We start from the raw sequence: 15,909 nt of genomic DNA on the forward strand, positions 1-15,909 counted from the left end.
ATCTTATATCGGAACTATTCGATATATAGTCATGCCCCTGCGGTGGTCAGGGCTTTTCGCCCCGGCAGCGCCCTTCCCCGTGCCGTACCGCTCAGACCGGGCACCGGTCCAACACGGACCATCCCGCGCGCGCCTCGATGGCCTCGCCCGCGGCCAGGCACAGGTCTTCCCGGAAACGCCCCGCCACCAGCTGGACGCCCATCGGCACGCCGTCCGCCAGGCCGACGGGGACCGACAAGCCCGGCAAGCCGAGTATCGCGGTCGAGACCAGCGGACTCTGGGCGCGCAGCATGTCGCCCATGGCCGCGTCGCCTTGCTGGTCCTGGTCGATCGGGAACGGGCGTTCGAACGACACCGGCATGAGCAGAACCGGATAGCGGTCGAAGAACGCGCCCCACTCCCGCAGGAGCGTGGTGCGCATAGCCAGCGCCTGCACCAAGCCGTCCTTGTCCAGGGACGAGGTGTGGGCCAGCATGCTGCGGTACGCGCGCTGGATCGCCGCGTCGCCGGCGCGCTCGATTTCGCGGCCCATGGAGCCGGACGCCTCGTTCATCAACACATTGCGCCAGAGCTCGGCGGCCTCCTCGAACCTGGGCGGCGCCGCCGTTTCCACGATGTAGCCGGCGTCTTCCAGGCTTTTGGCGGCACGCAGCAAGGCGTCCACTACGGCGGGATCGGGCTGCAAGGCCGAGGTGCCGCAGAATAGCGCCACCCGCCGGCTGTCGCCAGGCCGCCGCAAATCCAGCGGCGCGGGGACCCACCACGGATCGCGCGAATCGCCCGCGGACATGGCTTCCAGGCCCAGCCGCAGATCGGCGATGCTGCGGCCCAATGGCCCCTGGGTCGCAGCCAGTTGGGAGGCGACCGGACGCTCCGATTTCTGGGTGGCGTTGTAGGCCGGCACCCGGCCTTGCGATGGCCGCAGCCCCGCCACGCCGCAGGCATAGGCCGGGTAGCGGATCGATCCGCCCTGGTCGCTGCCGTGCGCCAGCGGCCCCATGCCCAGGGCGGCGGCGACCGCCGCGCCGCCGCTGGATCCGCCCGGCGTGCGCGCGGCATCGAATGGGTTGACGGTGCGGCCATGCAGGTCGTTGTCCGAGAACCAGCGCCAGGAAAATGCCGGGACGTTGCTGCGGCCGATCACGACCGCGCCCGCCTTGAGCCAGTTGTCGACCGCCGGATTGTTCTCGCGGGCAATAAGGTCACGGTACGCGACGACGCCATTGGTCGTGGCCGATCCCGCCAGATCGGCATTGGCCTTGATCGTTACCGGCACGCCGTGCAGGAGGCCTAACTGCGCCCCCTCGCGCACCGCCGCGTCGGCGGCGTCGGCCGCCTTCAGGGCCTGATCGGCGCAGATCCCGGTCAACGGATTGAAGACCGGGTTGAGTTGCTCCGCCCGCTGCAGGCAGCTCTGCACGGCTTCGCGGCTGGAAACTTCCCGCTTGCGGATGGCCTGGGCCAGGTCGACGGCGCTCCAGCGCCAGAGTTCGTTCGTCATGATGGCTCCGGATGGTTGTGAACGCGGTCAGTCGGCCGACGCGCCGGAGCGCTTCACCATTTCGCCCCAGCGCGGAATCTCGGTGGCGATGAGGCTGGCGAATTGTTCAGGCGTGGAAGGCGTCGCGTCGACGGACAGCGTTTCATTGAGCTTGAGGACTGCGGGATCCCGCAGCGCCTTGGCGATGGCGGCATTGAGCTTGTCGATGATGGGCTTGGGCGTGCCGGCGGGTGCGACGATGCCGCCCCAGGACACCACTTCGAATCCCTTCAAGCCGGATTCGTCGACGGTAGGCACGCCCGGCAGGACCGGCACGCGCGCAAGGCTGGTCGCGCCCAGCACCTTGACCTGGCCGGAGCGAATGAAGGGCAGCACGCCTGCAACGTTGTCGATCATCACGTCGAGCTGGCCGCCCACGATGTCGCCCACCGCCTGCTGGCCGCTCTTGTAAGGGACGTGCAGCATGGTCGTGCCGGTTTCGCTCTTGAGCATTTCTCCGGCCAGGTGGGCGCTGGAACCCACGCCCAACGAACCGACGCTGACCTTGCCCGGATGTTGCCTGGCATAGCTGATCAGGTCCTGCACATTGCTTGCCGGGAAGTCGTTGCGGGCGATCAGCACCAGGGCGTTGCTGATGGCAAGGCTGATGGGCGCAAGGCTGCGTTGCGGGTCATAAGGCAGCTTCGAATACATGCTCTTGTTGATCGCCAGCGTCACCAGATTGCCGAAGCCTATCGTGTAGCCGTCCGGCGCCGCCGCGGCCAGGGCCTGGGTGCCGACGATGCCGCCCGCCCCGCCGCGGTTGTCGACGATCACCGGCTGGCCCAGTTCGCGCCCCAGGGCATCGGCTATCGGCCGCAGCACCACATCGGGCCCGGATCCCGCCACATACGGCACGATCAGCTTGACCGGCCGCTCGGGCCAATCCGCCTGGGCCGTGCCGGCGCTGGCCGCTCCCAGCAAGGCAAAGCACAAAGAAATGGCCTGATGGACACGACGGGAAAAGATCTGCATGGCTTGCTCCTGAACTGAAGTACGGGACTGCACCGAGTCTTGTCGTCGTGAAGCTTAGAGACCGCCCGCGCTGCGCATAAGGCTATTTCTTTGTTAAGGTGACAACTTCAAGTTGTCGCTATCGAGGGGCGCATGAAGGATCACCATCTCCGGGCTTGGCTGAAGGTCGCCGAACTGCGCAGCATCCGGGCCGCCGCCCGCAGCCTGCATCTGAGCCAGGCCGCGGTGACCAAGGCCATCAAGGAACTGGAAACCGAACTCGAAGCGCCGCTGCTCACGCGCAGCCCCCAGGGCATCGAGGTCACCGAATGCGGCGCACACCTGACGGTGCGGGCGCAGCTCGCCCAGGCCCAGCTCACGCTGGCGCGCCAGGACATCCGGCAGTTGCTCAGCGGCGCCCAGGCGCGGGTGGCCGTGGGCGTGACGCCCATGGTGATGCTGAGCGTGCTGCCCGACGTGCTGAGCGATTTCAGGCAAAGCATGCCCGCGGCCAAACTCAAGGTCTCGGAAGGCTTGCTGGCGGCGGTCCTGCCCGCGCTGCGCAACGGCACGCTGGATTTCGCGTTGGCGTCCAGCATGGCGGACAACCATGGCGGGCAGGAATTCGACTTCGAGGAACTACGGCCGCTCGAATTCATGGTCGCCTGCCGCCGCGGGCATCCGCTGGCGGGCGCCACGCGATGGCACGACATCGCGGGCTGCGAATGGCTGCTCAACACCTCGGGCGGCAGCCACACCGACGCCTTTCTGCAAGGCTTGCGCGCAAACGGCCTGAAGCCACCCGAACGCGTCATCGACTGCGATACGTTCGGGGTGATGTGGAACCTGATGGTCCGCAGCGACGCGTTGATCGTCTGCCCGGCGGGCATGCTCGATATCCCGCCCTACGGCGCTGAAGCCAGCCAAATCCTGACGGAGGCGCCCATGCCGGTCGCCAGCATAGGCATCATGACGCTGCGGGGGACGCCACTGTCGCTGGCGGCGTCCACCATGGCGGACCTGTTCCGGCGCCGCATCCAGCGACTGACCCAGGCAGGTGCCGTAGCTAACCGCCAGGCTGGCGGCGCGGCTTGAGACTGTCGGCCCAATCGCGCGCCAGGTCGCGGCGGGCGCGCCGGTTGACCAAAGCGGTGATAGCCATGGCGATGACCGCGCCCCCGGCCGCCAGCGCCATGTCCTTCTGCGCGTCCCAGATGTCGCCCTGGGTGCCCAGGTAGGCCGCGCCCAGTTCGCTGCCCACGGTGGCGGCGGCGCCCCATTCCAGCAATTCGTAGAGCGCCGAGGTCGACAGCGTGACGTCCATGGGCAGGAAGTACGCCCAGAAGCCGCGCACCTCGACCACGCGCAGGAAGATCTCGCGGATGGGATAGGCCAGCAGCAGGCCGTAGGAAAAATGCACCACGCGGTCGAAATTATTGCGTTCCCAGCCGACCATGCCGTTGAAGCTGTGGCCCGTCAGCGCCCGCCACCAGTCGTCATAAGGCACCAGCGAATAGGTGTAATGCGCGCCGACCGCATGCAGGCACAGGTAAAGAAAGATCAGCGTGTACGAGGTCCGCGAAAACACGAACCAGCGGCGCGTGAAGAACAGCGCCGCGCCGAAGGCCAGCACCAGCGCGTTCTCCAGGGCCCAGTCCGCGCGATCGTGCGGCGCGATGGCCAATGCCGTCCAGATGAGCGCGAACAGCGCGCCCAGCGTGTACAGGTAGCGCCGGCGCGGGTCGGCCACGGTCAGTCTCCCTGGACCCGGCCGCGCAGGCGCTTGACTTCGCCGTGCAGCACCTTGCGCTGCACGCGTCGGCGTTGCGAGGCGCGGGTGGGCTTGGTCGGGCGGCGCGGCTTGTCGGTGCGCGCCGCCGCGCGCACCATGGAGATCAGGCGTTCGATGGCTTCGGCGCGGTTCTTTTCCTGGCTGCGGAACGCCTGCGACTTGATGACGATTACCCCGTCCTTGGAGACGCGGTGATCGCTCAGCGCGCACAACGCTTCCTTGATTTCCTCGGGCAGGTTGGAGGCGCGCACGTCGAAACGCAGGTGCACAGCGCTGGACACCTTGTTGACGTTCTGGCCGCCCGCGCCCTGGGCGCGGATCATGGTGAACGCCAGGTCGCGTTCATCGAGGTAGATGGAATCTTGGACGTGAAACATAGGCCGCAAGTATAGATGCGCCGCGCAAAGTAAAATAATGCGCTTTTGCCTGATTTATCCGAGGTCCGGCCTTATCCGGCCGCCGGCACCACCATGACTTATTCCGCCAAAGAAATCTTCAAGACGCTGCAGGGCGAAGGCGCCCACGCCGGCCGCGCGGCGGTTTTCTGCCGCTTTGCCGGCTGTAACCTCTGGACCGGCCGCGAAAGCGACCGCGCCAGCGCCGCCTGCACCTTCTGCGACACCGACTTCATCGGCACCGACGGCGAAGGCGGCGGCAAGTTCGCCACGCCCGAACTGCTGGCCGACGCCATCGCCGCGGCCTGGGGCCCCGGCGCCGCTGACCGCTACGTGGTCTTTACCGGCGGCGAACCGCTGCTGCAGCTGGACGCGCCCCTGCTCACGGCCGTGCACGCGCGCGGCTTCACCATTGCCATCGAAACCAATGGCACCATCAAGCCGCCCGCCGGCATCGACTGGATCTGCGTCAGCCCCAAGGGCACGGCGCCCGTGGTCCTGGAACGCGGCGACGAGCTCAAGCTGGTCTATCCGCAAGCCAACGCGCGCCCCGAAGCCTTTGCGCACCTGGACTTCGACCACTTCTTCCTGCAACCCATGGACGGCCCCGCGCGCGCGGCCAACACCGAGCAAGCCGTCCAGTACTGTATGCAGCACCCGCAATGGCGGCTCAGCCTGCAGACCCACAAATACATAGGCATTCCATGATTTACCCTTGCCCCCTGCGGAGCGCGCCATGATTTCCGTGACCCGCAGGCTGGAGTTCGACGCCGGCCACCGCATTCCCGACCACCGCAGCCAGTGCCGCAACCTGCACGGCCACCGCTACGTGCTGGAAATCACCCTGACCGGCGACGTGGTGCAGGCGCCCGGCGAGTCCGACAACGGCATGCTGATGGATTTCTCCGAAATCAAGCACATCGCCAAGACCCACATCGTGGACGTCTGGGACCATGCCTTCCTGGTCTATGAAGGCGACGCCGCGGTGCGCGGCTTCCTGGACAGCCTGCCCGGCCACAAGACCGTGGTGCTGGACCGCATCCCCACGGCCGAAAACCTGGCCGCCATCGTCTTCCAGACCCTGGCGCCGCACTATCACCGCCACTACGGCGCCGAACTGCGCCTGACCCGCGTGCGCCTGTACGAAACGCCCAACTGCTGGGCGGACTGCAACGGCTGAACCCCGGGGCGCGGCCGCCGCTGCCGCGCCTGTCTTTCCCTCGCCACCGGCCCCTGACCTTCGGTTTTCCATAGACGGGAAACCCGCCCCCTATTTTCCCGATTGAGAAAATCCATGGAGATAATCGCCATTTTCAATTATTAGTAAGCTAATAGATAGGATACAATCTATTCCATGAATACGCCCACCGACTCCCAGCTCATGGCCACCACCTCTGCCCTGATGGTGCTGTCGCGCGCCTACCGCGGCGCCGCCGACAAAGCCCTGGCCGACTATGGCCTGTCCCAGGCCACCGCCTGGCCCGTGATCCTGGCCGGCCGGCTGGGAGACGGCGTGCGCCAGGGCGCATTGGCCGAGGCGCTGGGCGTGGAAGGCCCCTCGCTGGTGCGGGTGCTGGACCAGTTGGTCGCCGCCGGCCTGATGGAACGCCGCGAAGACCCACACGATCGCCGCGCCAAGACCCTGCACCTGACCGACGCCGGCCAGGCGCTGCGCGCCACGGTCGAGGACGTGCTGGTCGACCTGCGCCGCCGTCTGTTCCGCGGCGTGAGCGAAGCGGATCTGGAAGCCTGCCTGCGGGTCTTCGACAGCCTGAAAGTCACCCTGGGCCGCGGCGGCGCGGGCACCCAGCCACAGGACGAACAAGCGTGAAACTCCCCAACGTCCGCGAATCCATCTTCTCGCTCAAGAGCTACCTGAGCGCCATCATGGCGCTCTACCTGGCCTACAGCATGGGTTTGCCGCGTCCGTTCTGGGCCATGACCACGGCCTATGTGGTAGCCCAGCCCTGGTCGGGCGCGGTGCGCTCCAAGGCGCTGTATCGCCTGGCCGGCACCTTCTTTGGCTCCGCCGCCACCGTCTATCTGGTGCCGCGGCTGTCGAATTCGCCGGTGGTCATGACCGCCGCCATGGTGCTGTGGGTGGGCGCCTGCCTGTACCTGTCAGTGCTGGACCGCACTCCGCGCTCGTACCTGTTCATGCTGGCGGGCTACACCGCCGCGATGATCGGCTTTCCCAGCGTGACGGCTCCTGCCCTGGTGTTCGACACCGCGCTCGCCCGCGTCGAGGAAATCAGCCTGGGCATCGTCTGCGCCACCCTGATCCACAGCATCGTGCTGCCGCGCGGCCTGGCCCCGGCCCTGACGCTGATGCTGGATAAGGCCGTGCGCGACGCCCGCAACTGGATGCACGACACGCTCAGCGGCCAGGCCACCGAACAGAAGGACCGCGACCGTCGCGTGCTGGCCAACGACATCACCCAGTTGCGCCTGATGTCCACCCACGTGCCTTTCGACACCAGCAACCTGCGCTGGACCTCGGGCGCGGTGCGCGCCATGCAGGACCAGATCGCGGCCCTGACCCCCACCGTGTCGGCCGTGGAAGACCGCATGCGCGCCCTGCAGGCCGGCGGCCAGCCGCTGCCGGAGCCAGTCTCGGCCCTGCTGGCAGACATCTCCGAATGGATCAACGCCGGCGCCCAGGCCACGCACGAGACCGCGGTGCAGTTGCGCGCCACCGCGACCCAACTCACGCCCGCTATCGACAGCCGCTCCAGCTGGCGCGACGTATTGCTGGCCAGCCTGATGACGCGGCTGCGCGAACTGGTCGACACCTACGACGAATGCCTGGCGCTACGCCGCGAGATCCGCGCAGGCCTGGCCGGCGCGCCGCTACGCGCGACGCGCTCCAAGCCCGCGCCCAACGCCGCGCTGCACCGCGACCGCGGCATGGCGCTGCTATCGGCCCTGGCCGCCGGCGTGGCCATTTCAGTCTGCTGCGCTTTCTGGATCGGCACGGCCTGGAGCAACGGCGCCACCGCCGCGCTCATGGCCGCCATCTTCAGCTGCTTTTTCGCGTCGCAGGACAACCCGGTCCCCGGCATCATGCAGTTCCTGACCTACACGGTGTATTCGATCCCGCTGTCGGCGCTGTACCTGCTGGGCATCATGCCCGCCCTGCACTCGTTCGAGATGCTGGCCCTGGCCATGCTGCCCACGACCTTCGTGCTGGGCATCTTCATCGCCCGTCCGGCCACGGCCGGCAAGGCCATGGCGATGCTGTTCGGCTTCCTCGGCACCATGGCGCTGCAGGACACCAACACCGCCGACATCGTGTCGTTCATCGACACGCAGGTCGCGCAGTGCATGGGCGTGGCCACGGCGGCCATCATCGCCGCCATCTTCCGCACCGTCAGCGCCGACTGGAGCGCGCGCCGCATCCAGGCCGCCAACTGGAAGGAACTGGAAACGCTGGCAAGCTCGCCGCGCGCGCCTTCGCGTCACACCTATGCCGCCCGCATGCTGGACCGCATCGGCCTGTTACAGCCGCGTCTGGCGCTGGCCCAGCGTCCGGACGATGTCGTGGCCGCCGACGCGCTGAAGGACCTGCGCGTGGGCCGCGACATCACCGAACTGCAGCGCGCCCGCCGTCACCTGCCCATGGCGGAACCGGCCATCCAGCCGGTGCTCGACGGGCTGGCCCGATTCTTCCATGCGCGCTCGGCCTGGCAAGTCGGCGAGAAGACGCCCGAGTTCCTGGCGCAGATCGACCGCGCGCTGGCCAGCGTGGCCGCCACGCCCCCAGGCGCCGCCGCCCGCGACCGCGCCGTGGTCGCCCTGGTGGGCCTGCGCCGCGCCTTCTTCCCCGACGCGCCCGACTACCAACCTGCCCATCCCACCCTGGAGGGCCAAGCATCATGATCGGCGAATTCAATCTTTACGGCGTTTATTTCCCCTGGCTGCTGGTGCTGGGCGTGGTGACCCTGGGCGTGGCCTGGGCGGTGCGCCGCGTGCTGGCGCGCGCCGGGCTGTACCGCCTGGTGTGGCACCCCGCGCTATTCGACCTGGCGCTGTTCGTGGTGCTGCTGTACGGCGTATCCCTCATTTCCCCCTATTTACTCCAGAGATAAGCATGAAACTCCCCAACGCCCTGCGCCCCGCAGCCATCGGCAAGTTCGCGGTGACCGCCGTCGTCGTCGCCGCGGCCGCCTACGCCGGCTGGCAGCTCTGGGTGCACTATGAAGTCGAACCCTGGACCCGCGACGGCCGCATCAAGGCTTACGTGGTGCAGGTGGCGCCCGATGTCTCCGGACTGGTGACCAGCGTGCCGGTGCACGACAACCAGGACGTGAAGGCCGGCGACGTGCTGTTCGAAATCGACCGTGCGCGCTTCCAGCTGGCCTTTGATCAGGCCCAGGCCTCGGTGCGGTCGGCGCAGGTGGCGCGCGACCAGGCGGTGCGCGACGCCAAGCGCAACCGCTCGCTGGGCCAGTTGGTCGCCGCCGAGGCGCTGGAGCAAAGCCAGACCAAGCTGCAGCAGACCGAGGCCGCGCTGGCCCAGGCCGAAGTGCAGCTCAATACCGCGCGCCTGAACCTGGACCGCAGCCGGGTGCTGGCCGTCAACGACGGCCGTGTCACCAACCTGGACCTGCGCGCCGGCTCCTACGCCACCGCCGGCCGCGGCGTGATGGCGCTGGTGGATTCCGGTTCGTTCTATGTCGAAGGCTATTTCGAGGAAACCAAGCTGCCCGGCATCCACGAGGGCGATCCCGTCACCGTGACGCTGATGGGCGATTCGCACCATATCCGCGGCCATGTGGAAAGCATCGCCATGGGCATCGCCGACCGCGACCGCAGCACCGGCGCCAACCTGCTGCCCAACGTCAATCCCACGTTCAACTGGGTCCGCCTGGCGCAGCGCATCCCGGTGCGCGTGAAGATCGACGACGTGCCGGAAGGCGTGCGCCTGGTGGCCGGCCAGACCGCCACCGTGTCGGTGGATTCCGGCCCGGCCCATGCGCTGAACGAGGCTCACCAGCCGTCCTGATCGCCGCTTTTTTTTCAATCTCTCCCCCCTAATCGACGCACAGCCGTAATTGCCATGAACACCAGACACCTCCTGCCGCTGCTGCTGGCCCTGACGCTGGCCGGATGCACCACCGTGGGCCCTGACTATCAGGTGCCCGCCGGATCGGTGGCCGAGCGGCAGAGCGCGCAAACGCCTTTCACGGAAGCGCGCAACGCGGCCTTCCGGCAGGATGCGGTGCCTGGCCACTGGTGGCGCCTGTACGACGACCCCGTGTTGGACGGACTGGTGGAAAAAGCCCTGGCGGCCAACACCGACCTGCGCGTCGCCAGCGCCAACCTGGAACGCGCCCAGGCCGCGGTGAAGGAAACCCAGGCGCAGCAACAGCCCACGATCGGCGTCAATGCCTCGCCCACTTTCGGCCACGTGTCGGGCTTGCAGGAGCTGCAACCCGGCATCGATCCGCCCAACCGCTGGTCCTATTCCATGGGCGCCAGCGTGTCGTATCAGCTGGATCTGTTCGGCCAGATCCGCCGCGCCGTGGAAGCGGCCAGCGGCGACGAGCAGGCCGCGCAGGCGGCCTACGACGCCACCCGCGTCACCGTGGCCGCCGAGACCGCCCGCGCCTACGCCAATATGTGCGCGGCCGGCATGCAACTGGCTTCCGCCCAGCATTCGGTGCAAGTGCAGAAGCAATCGCTGGACGCAGTGAACCGGCTGCAACGCGCCGGCCGCGGCACCACACTGGACGTGACCCGCGCCCGCAGCCAGCTACAACAATTGCAGGCCAATCTGCCGCCGTTCCAGGCCCAGCAGCGCACGGCCCTGTACCGATTGGCGGCGCTGACCAGCCAGACGCCCGGCGAGATCTCACCCGCGCTGCTGCAATGCGCCCAGGCGCCGCGCCTGACCGAGACCATCCCCGTGGGCGATGGCGCCGAACTGCTGCGCCGCCGTCCGGACATCCGCCAGGCCGAGCGCACGCTGGCCGCGTCCACCGCCCGCATCGGCGTGGCCACGGCCGACCTGTATCCGAAAATCTCGCTGGGCCTGTCGTCCGCTTCGGGCGGCCCGGCCAGCATGTTCGGCGACCGCGGCACCTTCAGCTGGAGCGTCGGTCCGTTGATTTCCTGGACGATCCCCAACACCGGCGCGGCCCAAGCCCGCATCGCCGAGGCCCAGGCCAGCACCAAGGCCGCGGCGGCGCGTTTCGACGCCACCGTGCTGAACGCCCTGCGGGAAACGGAAAGTGCCTTGGTGGTCTACGCGCGCCAACTGGACCGCGACGCCGCCCTGCGCGCCGCGCGCGACCAGAGCGCCGAGGCGGCCTCGCAGGCCAGCCGCCTGTTCCAGTACGGCAAGACCGACTACCTGACGGTGTTGGACGCCGAACGCACGCTGGCTACCAATGAAAGCGCGCTGGCCGCCTCGCAGGCCGACCTCAGCAACGACCAGATCGCGCTGTTCCTGGCGCTGGGCGGCGGCTGGGAAAAGTGATCAATGCACCGAGGCGCCGTCCGGCGGCGTCTGGTTCAGGCCCAGCGCGGCCTCCCAACTGCGCAGCGGCACGCAGGTCTTCAGGCGCACGATGGCGCGCTCGATCAAGGCCGGATGCAGCGCGTGCCCCACATTGCTGGCGATATCGATGGTCGAATCCCCGTGCAGTTCGCTCAGGCGCGCCTGGGCGGCCTGGATGTGGTCCACGCTCATGATGGGATCGGCCTCGCCATGCAGCAGGTGCAGCGTGGTGTACTGCGGCGCGGACTTGGGCAGCTGCGCATAGCGGCCTGAAAACGCGATCACGCGGCCAGCCATGCCGTCGTGCGCCTGCACCAGTTCCAGCGCCATGATGGCGCCCTGCGAAAAACCCGCCAGCGCCGTGTCCGATTGCAGCAGGCCGAAGCGCGCCTGCGCCTCGCGCATATAGGCTTCCAGGGGCGGCAGCGCCCGCGCCACGCGCTCGGGGCGGTTTTCCTCGGTCACGCCGCGCACCGAGAACCATTGCCGGCCCTCGCCGCCGCCGTCGAAAGGCTCGAACCCCTGGGGCACCAGCACCGCCGCGCTGGGGAACGCCGCGCGCACCGCCTGCGCCAGGGGTTGCATGTCAGCGGGGGTGCCGCCCACGCCGTGCAGCAGGATGAACAGCTGGCGCACGTCGACGCCGGCATCGGGAAGGAATTCGATAGAAGAGGAAGACGCCATGAAACCGCTCCGTGCTGGCTGGGGCCGCCGAACAGCCCCGGAATAGCCGCATTGTAAAATGCGCGCCTTGAAGCAACCTTTGCCGCACCGCCACGGACCGGCTGGCTTGCGGCGTTGCCCGGCGGGCAGGCCCGCATGCCCGTGCCTGATGGGTCCGCCGCCCCGGCAACCACCTACCCAGCAATGCAAACTCCGACGACAGAATCCGGCGCCACGCCTGCCAGCCAGAACCAGCTGCATCGCGTGCTCAAGGCGCGCCACCTCACGATGATAGCGTTAGGTGGCGCCATCGGCACCGGCCTGTTCGTGGCCTCCGGCGCGGCCATCGCCCAGGCGGGCCCGGGCGGCGCGCTGATGGTCTACCTGGCCATCGGCCTGATGGTCTACTTCATCATGACCAGTCTGGGCGAACTGGCCACCTTCATGCCGGTATCGGGCTCCTTCTGCACCTATGCCTCGCGCTATGTGGATGGCGGCTTCGGCTTTGCGCTGGGCTGGAACTTCTGGATCAGCTGGGCCACGGTCGTGGCGGTGGACGTGGTCGCCGCGCAACTGGTCATGGCCTACTGGTTCCCCGACACGCCCGGCTGGATCTGGAGCGTGGCCTTCCTGGCCCTGACCTTCGGCCTGAACGCCTTCTCCGCGCGCAGCTTCGGCGAGGCCGAATACTGGTTCGCCATCATCAAGGTCGTGGCCGTGCTGTGCTTCATCGGCGTCGGGCTGGCGATGCTGGTCGGCATCATCCATGGCGGCACGACGGTAGGCCTGGCGAACTGGACCATCGGCGACGCGCCCTTCGTGGGCAACGCGGCCACCTGGGTGGGCGTGGCGATGGTGGTGGCCTATTCGTTCCAGGGCACCGAACTGGTGGCCGTGGCCGCCGGCGAATCCGAGAACCCCCGCCGCAACGTGCCGCGCGCGATCAACCACGTGTTCTGGCGCATTCTGCTGTTCTACGTGCTGGCCATCCTGATCATCGGCCTGCTGCTGCCCTATACCGACCCGCAACTGCTGCGCAACGAAGTGGAAGACATCGCGGTCAGCCCCTTCACGCTGGTATTCCAGCACGCGGGGCTGCTGTCGGCGGCCACCGTGATGAACGCGGTGATCCTGACCTCGGTGCTGTCGGCCGGCAATTCCGGCATGTACGCGGCGACGCGGATGCTGTTCAACATGGCGGTGGAAGGCCAAGCGCCCGCCCTGTTCCGGCGCGTCACCCGCAGCGGCGTGCCGCTGTACGCGCTGATGGCCACCGCGCTGCTGGCCTGCCTGTGCCTGTTCAGCCTGGTGTACAGCCCCAAGGCGGTCTACATCTGGCTGCTGAACTTCGCCGGCATGACGGAATTCATCGTGTGGCTGAGCATCGCCGTCAGCCATTACCGCTTCCGCCAGGGCTATGTGAAGCACGGCTACGACACCGCCGACCTGCCCTACAAGGCCGGCCTGTTCCCCTTCGGCCCGCTGCTCGCCTTCGTCCTGTGCCTGCTGGTCACGCTGGGCCAGAACTACCAGGCCTTCCTGCAAGACCGCATCGACTGGATCGGCGTGATCTCCACCTACCTGGCGATTCCGCTGTTCCTGGCCTTGTGGATCGGCCACCGGCTGGTGCGCAAGTCGCACTGGATCCGGTACGAGGATATGCGGTTTTATGGGCTGGATCTGGATCGCGCGGCGGGGACGGAGACCTCGGTATCTACTGCGGAGAACGCCCGGGCTTGACCGTGGATCCGCGTGCCTGAAGCGACTAACATCGCACTCAACACGGCCCACCCCTCTGCATCGAAAGGTGTACGGGTGGGTTTTCTTTTGGGCTACGGCGTTACCGGCGCAAAACTATTCGCGGCACGCTCCGCCCCTTTTAACTACTGTATATACATACAGCTATAATGATGCATCGGCCACTACCCCGGTTCCTGCCATCCAGGAACCGATTGCCATGCAGTCCCCAGAACGTATCCATCCCGCGTTGTGGCGCGCCACCCAGTTGGCCCAAAGCGCCGCCCGCACCCTGCCCACCGGGCACGCCGCGCTGTCCGCCGAGCTGCCGGACGGCGGCTGGCCGCTGAGTTCCCTGATCGAATTGATGGCCCCGCATCCCGGCATCGGTGAAATCCGCCTGTTGCGTCCGGCGCTGGCCCAGCTGGAAACACGCCGCGCCATCGCGCTGGTGCAGCCGCCGCACGCGCCTCACATCGCCAGCTGGATGAGCTGGCGGCTGGATCCGCGCCAATTGCTCTGGGTCGCGCCGGAAAAACCCGTGGACGCGCTCTGGGCCGCCGAACAGATCCTGAAGAACGGCAGCTGCGGCGCCCTGATCTGCTGGCTACCCCACGTGCGCCCCGAATCCCTGCGCCGCCTGCACCTGGCCGCCCAGGCCAGCGACCTGCTGTTCATCGCCGTGCGCCCCAGCAGCGCGGCGCAGAACGCCACGCCCGCGCCCTTGCGGCTGGCGCTTGCGCCGGCCGCGGGCGGCCTGTCCGTGCACATCCTGAAGCGCCGCGGGCCTGCCTGCGACACCCCGCTATACGTGGGCCTGGAATCGGGCGCCACCACACCTGTTACTCCCCGCCATGCGCCTCTGGATCGCCGCCTTCCTGCGCTGCCTGCCGCTGGACGCACTGCGCCCGCACTGGCCGCTTGAGGGGCAGGCGTTCGCGGTCCTGGAACAGGAACGCGTCGCCGCCCTGACGCCCGCCGCCCGCCGGGCCGGCGTCAAGCCGGGCATGCGCCGCGCCGGCGCGGCCGCCATCGCCCCCGAGGTCGAGCTGCTGCCCCGCGATGTCCAGGCCGAGGCCGAAGCATTACAGGGCGCGGCGCTGGCGCTGCTGCAATACACGCCCGAAATCGCCCTGGCCGACGATGACACCCTGCTCCTGAACGTGAGCGCCAGCCTGATGCTCTTCCGCGGCCCGAAGGCGCTGCACCGGCGGGTGACGGCTACCTTGCGCGCCCTGGACCTGCGCGTCTCACTAGGCATGGCGCCCACCGCCGCCGGCGCCTGGCTGCTGGCGCGCAGCCCCGGCCGGCGCGCGCCCCGACGCACCCTGACGCTGCCCACGCTGACCCGGCGGCTGGACGCCCTGCCGCTCACCCTGCTGCCGCAGGCGCAGACCCGCCGCGACTGGCTCGACGACATCGGCTGCCATACCCTGGCGGACCTGCGCGCCCTGCCGCGCGCGGGCCTGCAACGGCGCAGCGCCCCCGAACTGCTCCAGGCCCTGGACGCCGCCTACGGCCAGGCGCCCGAACTGCATCGCTGGATCGAGCCGCCGCACCAGTTCTCGCGCCGCATCGAACTCACGGACTACGTCGAGCACACCGACGCGGTGCTGGCGGTGGCGCGCCGCCTGGCCGAACAGCTGGGCGGCTGGCTCAGCGCCCGACAACTGGCGGTGCGCCGCGTGGTGCTCAGCATGGAGCACGAACGCGGCCGCCACGCCCGGCCGCCCACCGAACTGGAGCTGGCCCTGGCCCAGCCGGTGTGGCAGGCGCCGCAGATCCTCCACCTGCTGCGGGAAAAGCTGGCCCGTTTCACGCTGGAAGCGCCCGTGATCGCCGTGATGCTGCTGGCGCCCGACACGGTCGAGCAGCCCGCCGCCAGCACCACCCTGTTCCCCGAGCCCGGCGGCACGCCCGCCGACCATGCCCGGCTGCTGGACCTGCTGGTCGCGCGGCTGGGCCGCGATCAGGTGCGCCACGCCCATCCGGTTCCCGATCACCGCCCCGAGGCCGCCAACGCCTGGGGCGACGCGCTGTCGCCGCCCCAGCGGCCCGCCCCCCTGCCCGTCTTGCTGGACCGGCCCTTCTGGCTGCTGGACCCGCCGCTGCCCTTGAAGCTGTCCGGCCATCGCCCGCAATACGGCGGCCAGGCGCTGCGGCTGATGCGCGGCCCGGAACGCATCGAAAGCGGCTGGTGGGATCCGGCCCTGACCGTGCGCGACTACTTCGTCGCCGAGGACGCCGCCGCCGCGCGCTACTGGATCTACCGCGAGCGCGACGACGAACACGCCCGCTGGTTCCTGCATGGGCTCTACGCCTGAAG

16 protein-coding genes are annotated in these 15,909 nt (G+C 68.4%); 11 read left to right on the forward strand and 5 right to left on the reverse strand.

From position 1 onward, the window contains the following. Positions 1 to 91 precede the first annotated feature (91 nt). On the reverse strand, positions 92 to 1,501 hold the full coding sequence (locus tag AC3WOB_RS13575; RefSeq protein WP_492275312.1) for an amidase family protein: 1,410 nt from the start codon (positions 1,499 to 1,501) through the stop codon (positions 92 to 94). A 27-nt stretch (positions 1,502 to 1,528) separates the two neighbouring features. Further along, positions 1,529 to 2,515: a Bug family tripartite tricarboxylate transporter substrate binding protein gene (locus AC3WOB_RS13580; protein WP_492275313.1), complete on the reverse strand. Its 987-nt coding sequence runs from the start codon at positions 2,513 to 2,515 to the stop codon at positions 1,529 to 1,531. Between the two features lie 132 nt (positions 2,516 to 2,647). Between AC3WOB_RS13580 and AC3WOB_RS13585 the strand changes: the two genes are divergently transcribed. Continuing rightward, positions 2,648 to 3,589, forward strand: coding sequence for a LysR substrate-binding domain-containing protein (locus AC3WOB_RS13585; RefSeq protein ID WP_492275314.1), 942 nt, complete (start codon positions 2,648 to 2,650; stop codon positions 3,587 to 3,589). On the opposite strand, the gene AC3WOB_RS13590 is transcribed toward AC3WOB_RS13585, so the two are convergent. Beyond that, the gene (locus AC3WOB_RS13590) at positions 3,561 to 4,244 is read right to left on the reverse strand and encodes a DUF2238 domain-containing protein (protein ID WP_013394143.1); all 684 of its coding nucleotides are present in this window, start codon (positions 4,242 to 4,244) and stop codon (positions 3,561 to 3,563) included. The genes AC3WOB_RS13585 and AC3WOB_RS13590 overlap by 29 nt on opposite strands. Before the next feature lie 2 nt (positions 4,245 to 4,246). Further along, complete coding sequence (gene arfB / locus AC3WOB_RS13595; RefSeq protein WP_492275315.1) at positions 4,247 to 4,663, reverse strand: alternative ribosome rescue aminoacyl-tRNA hydrolase ArfB; 417 nt, start codon at positions 4,661 to 4,663, stop codon at positions 4,247 to 4,249. A 93-nt stretch (positions 4,664 to 4,756) separates the two neighbouring features. Here arfB and queE point away from each other — a divergent pair, with 93 nt between their 5' ends. From queE to AC3WOB_RS13630, 7 genes are all read left to right on the forward strand, one after another. Next, the gene (gene queE, locus AC3WOB_RS13600) at positions 4,757 to 5,389 is read left to right on the forward strand and encodes a 7-carboxy-7-deazaguanine synthase (RefSeq protein WP_492275316.1); all 633 of its coding nucleotides are present in this window, start codon (positions 4,757 to 4,759) and stop codon (positions 5,387 to 5,389) included. Positions 5,390 to 5,417: 28 nt separating this feature from the next. After that, a complete protein-coding gene (gene queD / locus AC3WOB_RS13605; RefSeq protein WP_492275317.1) occupies positions 5,418 to 5,861 on the forward strand; it encodes a 6-carboxytetrahydropterin synthase QueD in 444 nt (147 codons plus the stop codon). A gap of 174 nt (positions 5,862 to 6,035) precedes the next feature. Continuing rightward, the gene (locus tag AC3WOB_RS13610) at positions 6,036 to 6,512 is read left to right on the forward strand and encodes a MarR family winged helix-turn-helix transcriptional regulator (protein ID WP_013394147.1); all 477 of its coding nucleotides are present in this window, start codon (positions 6,036 to 6,038) and stop codon (positions 6,510 to 6,512) included. Continuing rightward, positions 6,509 to 8,560 (forward strand): FUSC family protein, encoded by a 2,052-nt coding sequence (locus AC3WOB_RS13615; protein WP_492275318.1) that lies wholly within the window; start codon positions 6,509 to 6,511, stop codon positions 8,558 to 8,560. Before AC3WOB_RS13610 ends, AC3WOB_RS13615 begins: the two co-directional genes overlap by 4 nt. Continuing rightward, positions 8,557 to 8,769 carry a DUF1656 domain-containing protein gene (locus tag AC3WOB_RS13620; protein ID WP_013394149.1) on the forward strand — a complete coding sequence of 71 codons (213 nt, stop codon included), beginning with the start codon at positions 8,557 to 8,559 and terminating at the stop codon, positions 8,767 to 8,769. Before AC3WOB_RS13615 ends, AC3WOB_RS13620 begins: the two co-directional genes overlap by 4 nt. Positions 8,770 to 8,771: 2 nt before the next feature. Then, complete coding sequence (locus AC3WOB_RS13625; protein ID WP_492275319.1) at positions 8,772 to 9,686, forward strand: efflux RND transporter periplasmic adaptor subunit; 915 nt, start codon at positions 8,772 to 8,774, stop codon at positions 9,684 to 9,686. A 54-nt stretch (positions 9,687 to 9,740) separates the two neighbouring features. Then, on the forward strand, positions 9,741 to 11,162 hold the full coding sequence (locus AC3WOB_RS13630) for an efflux transporter outer membrane subunit (RefSeq protein WP_492275320.1): 1,422 nt from the start codon (positions 9,741 to 9,743) through the stop codon (positions 11,160 to 11,162). On the opposite strand, the gene ypfH is transcribed toward AC3WOB_RS13630, so the two are convergent. Then, positions 11,163 to 11,867 (reverse strand): esterase, encoded by a 705-nt coding sequence (gene ypfH / locus AC3WOB_RS13635; RefSeq protein ID WP_013394152.1) that lies wholly within the window; start codon positions 11,865 to 11,867, stop codon positions 11,163 to 11,165. It lies immediately after the preceding gene. A 183-nt stretch (positions 11,868 to 12,050) separates the two neighbouring features. On the opposite strand from ypfH, the gene AC3WOB_RS13640 reads away from it, so the two are divergent. The 3 genes from AC3WOB_RS13640 (at position 12,051) to AC3WOB_RS13650 (ending at position 15,907) form a co-directional block, all read left to right on the forward strand. Then, the gene (locus tag AC3WOB_RS13640; protein WP_492275321.1) at positions 12,051 to 13,586 is read left to right on the forward strand and encodes an amino acid permease; all 1,536 of its coding nucleotides are present in this window, start codon (positions 12,051 to 12,053) and stop codon (positions 13,584 to 13,586) included. Between the two features lie 217 nt (positions 13,587 to 13,803). Continuing rightward, a complete protein-coding gene (gene imuA, locus AC3WOB_RS13645) occupies positions 13,804 to 14,508 on the forward strand; it encodes a translesion DNA synthesis-associated protein ImuA (RefSeq protein ID WP_492275322.1) in 705 nt (234 codons plus the stop codon). Continuing rightward, a complete protein-coding gene (locus AC3WOB_RS13650; protein WP_492275323.1) occupies positions 14,438 to 15,907 on the forward strand; it encodes a Y-family DNA polymerase in 1,470 nt (489 codons plus the stop codon). The genes imuA and AC3WOB_RS13650 overlap by 71 nt, the downstream gene beginning before the upstream one ends. Positions 15,908 to 15,909 lie beyond the last annotated feature (2 nt).

The sequence above is a fragment of the Achromobacter sp. FW305-C-30-7 genome, from assembly GCF_058783105.1.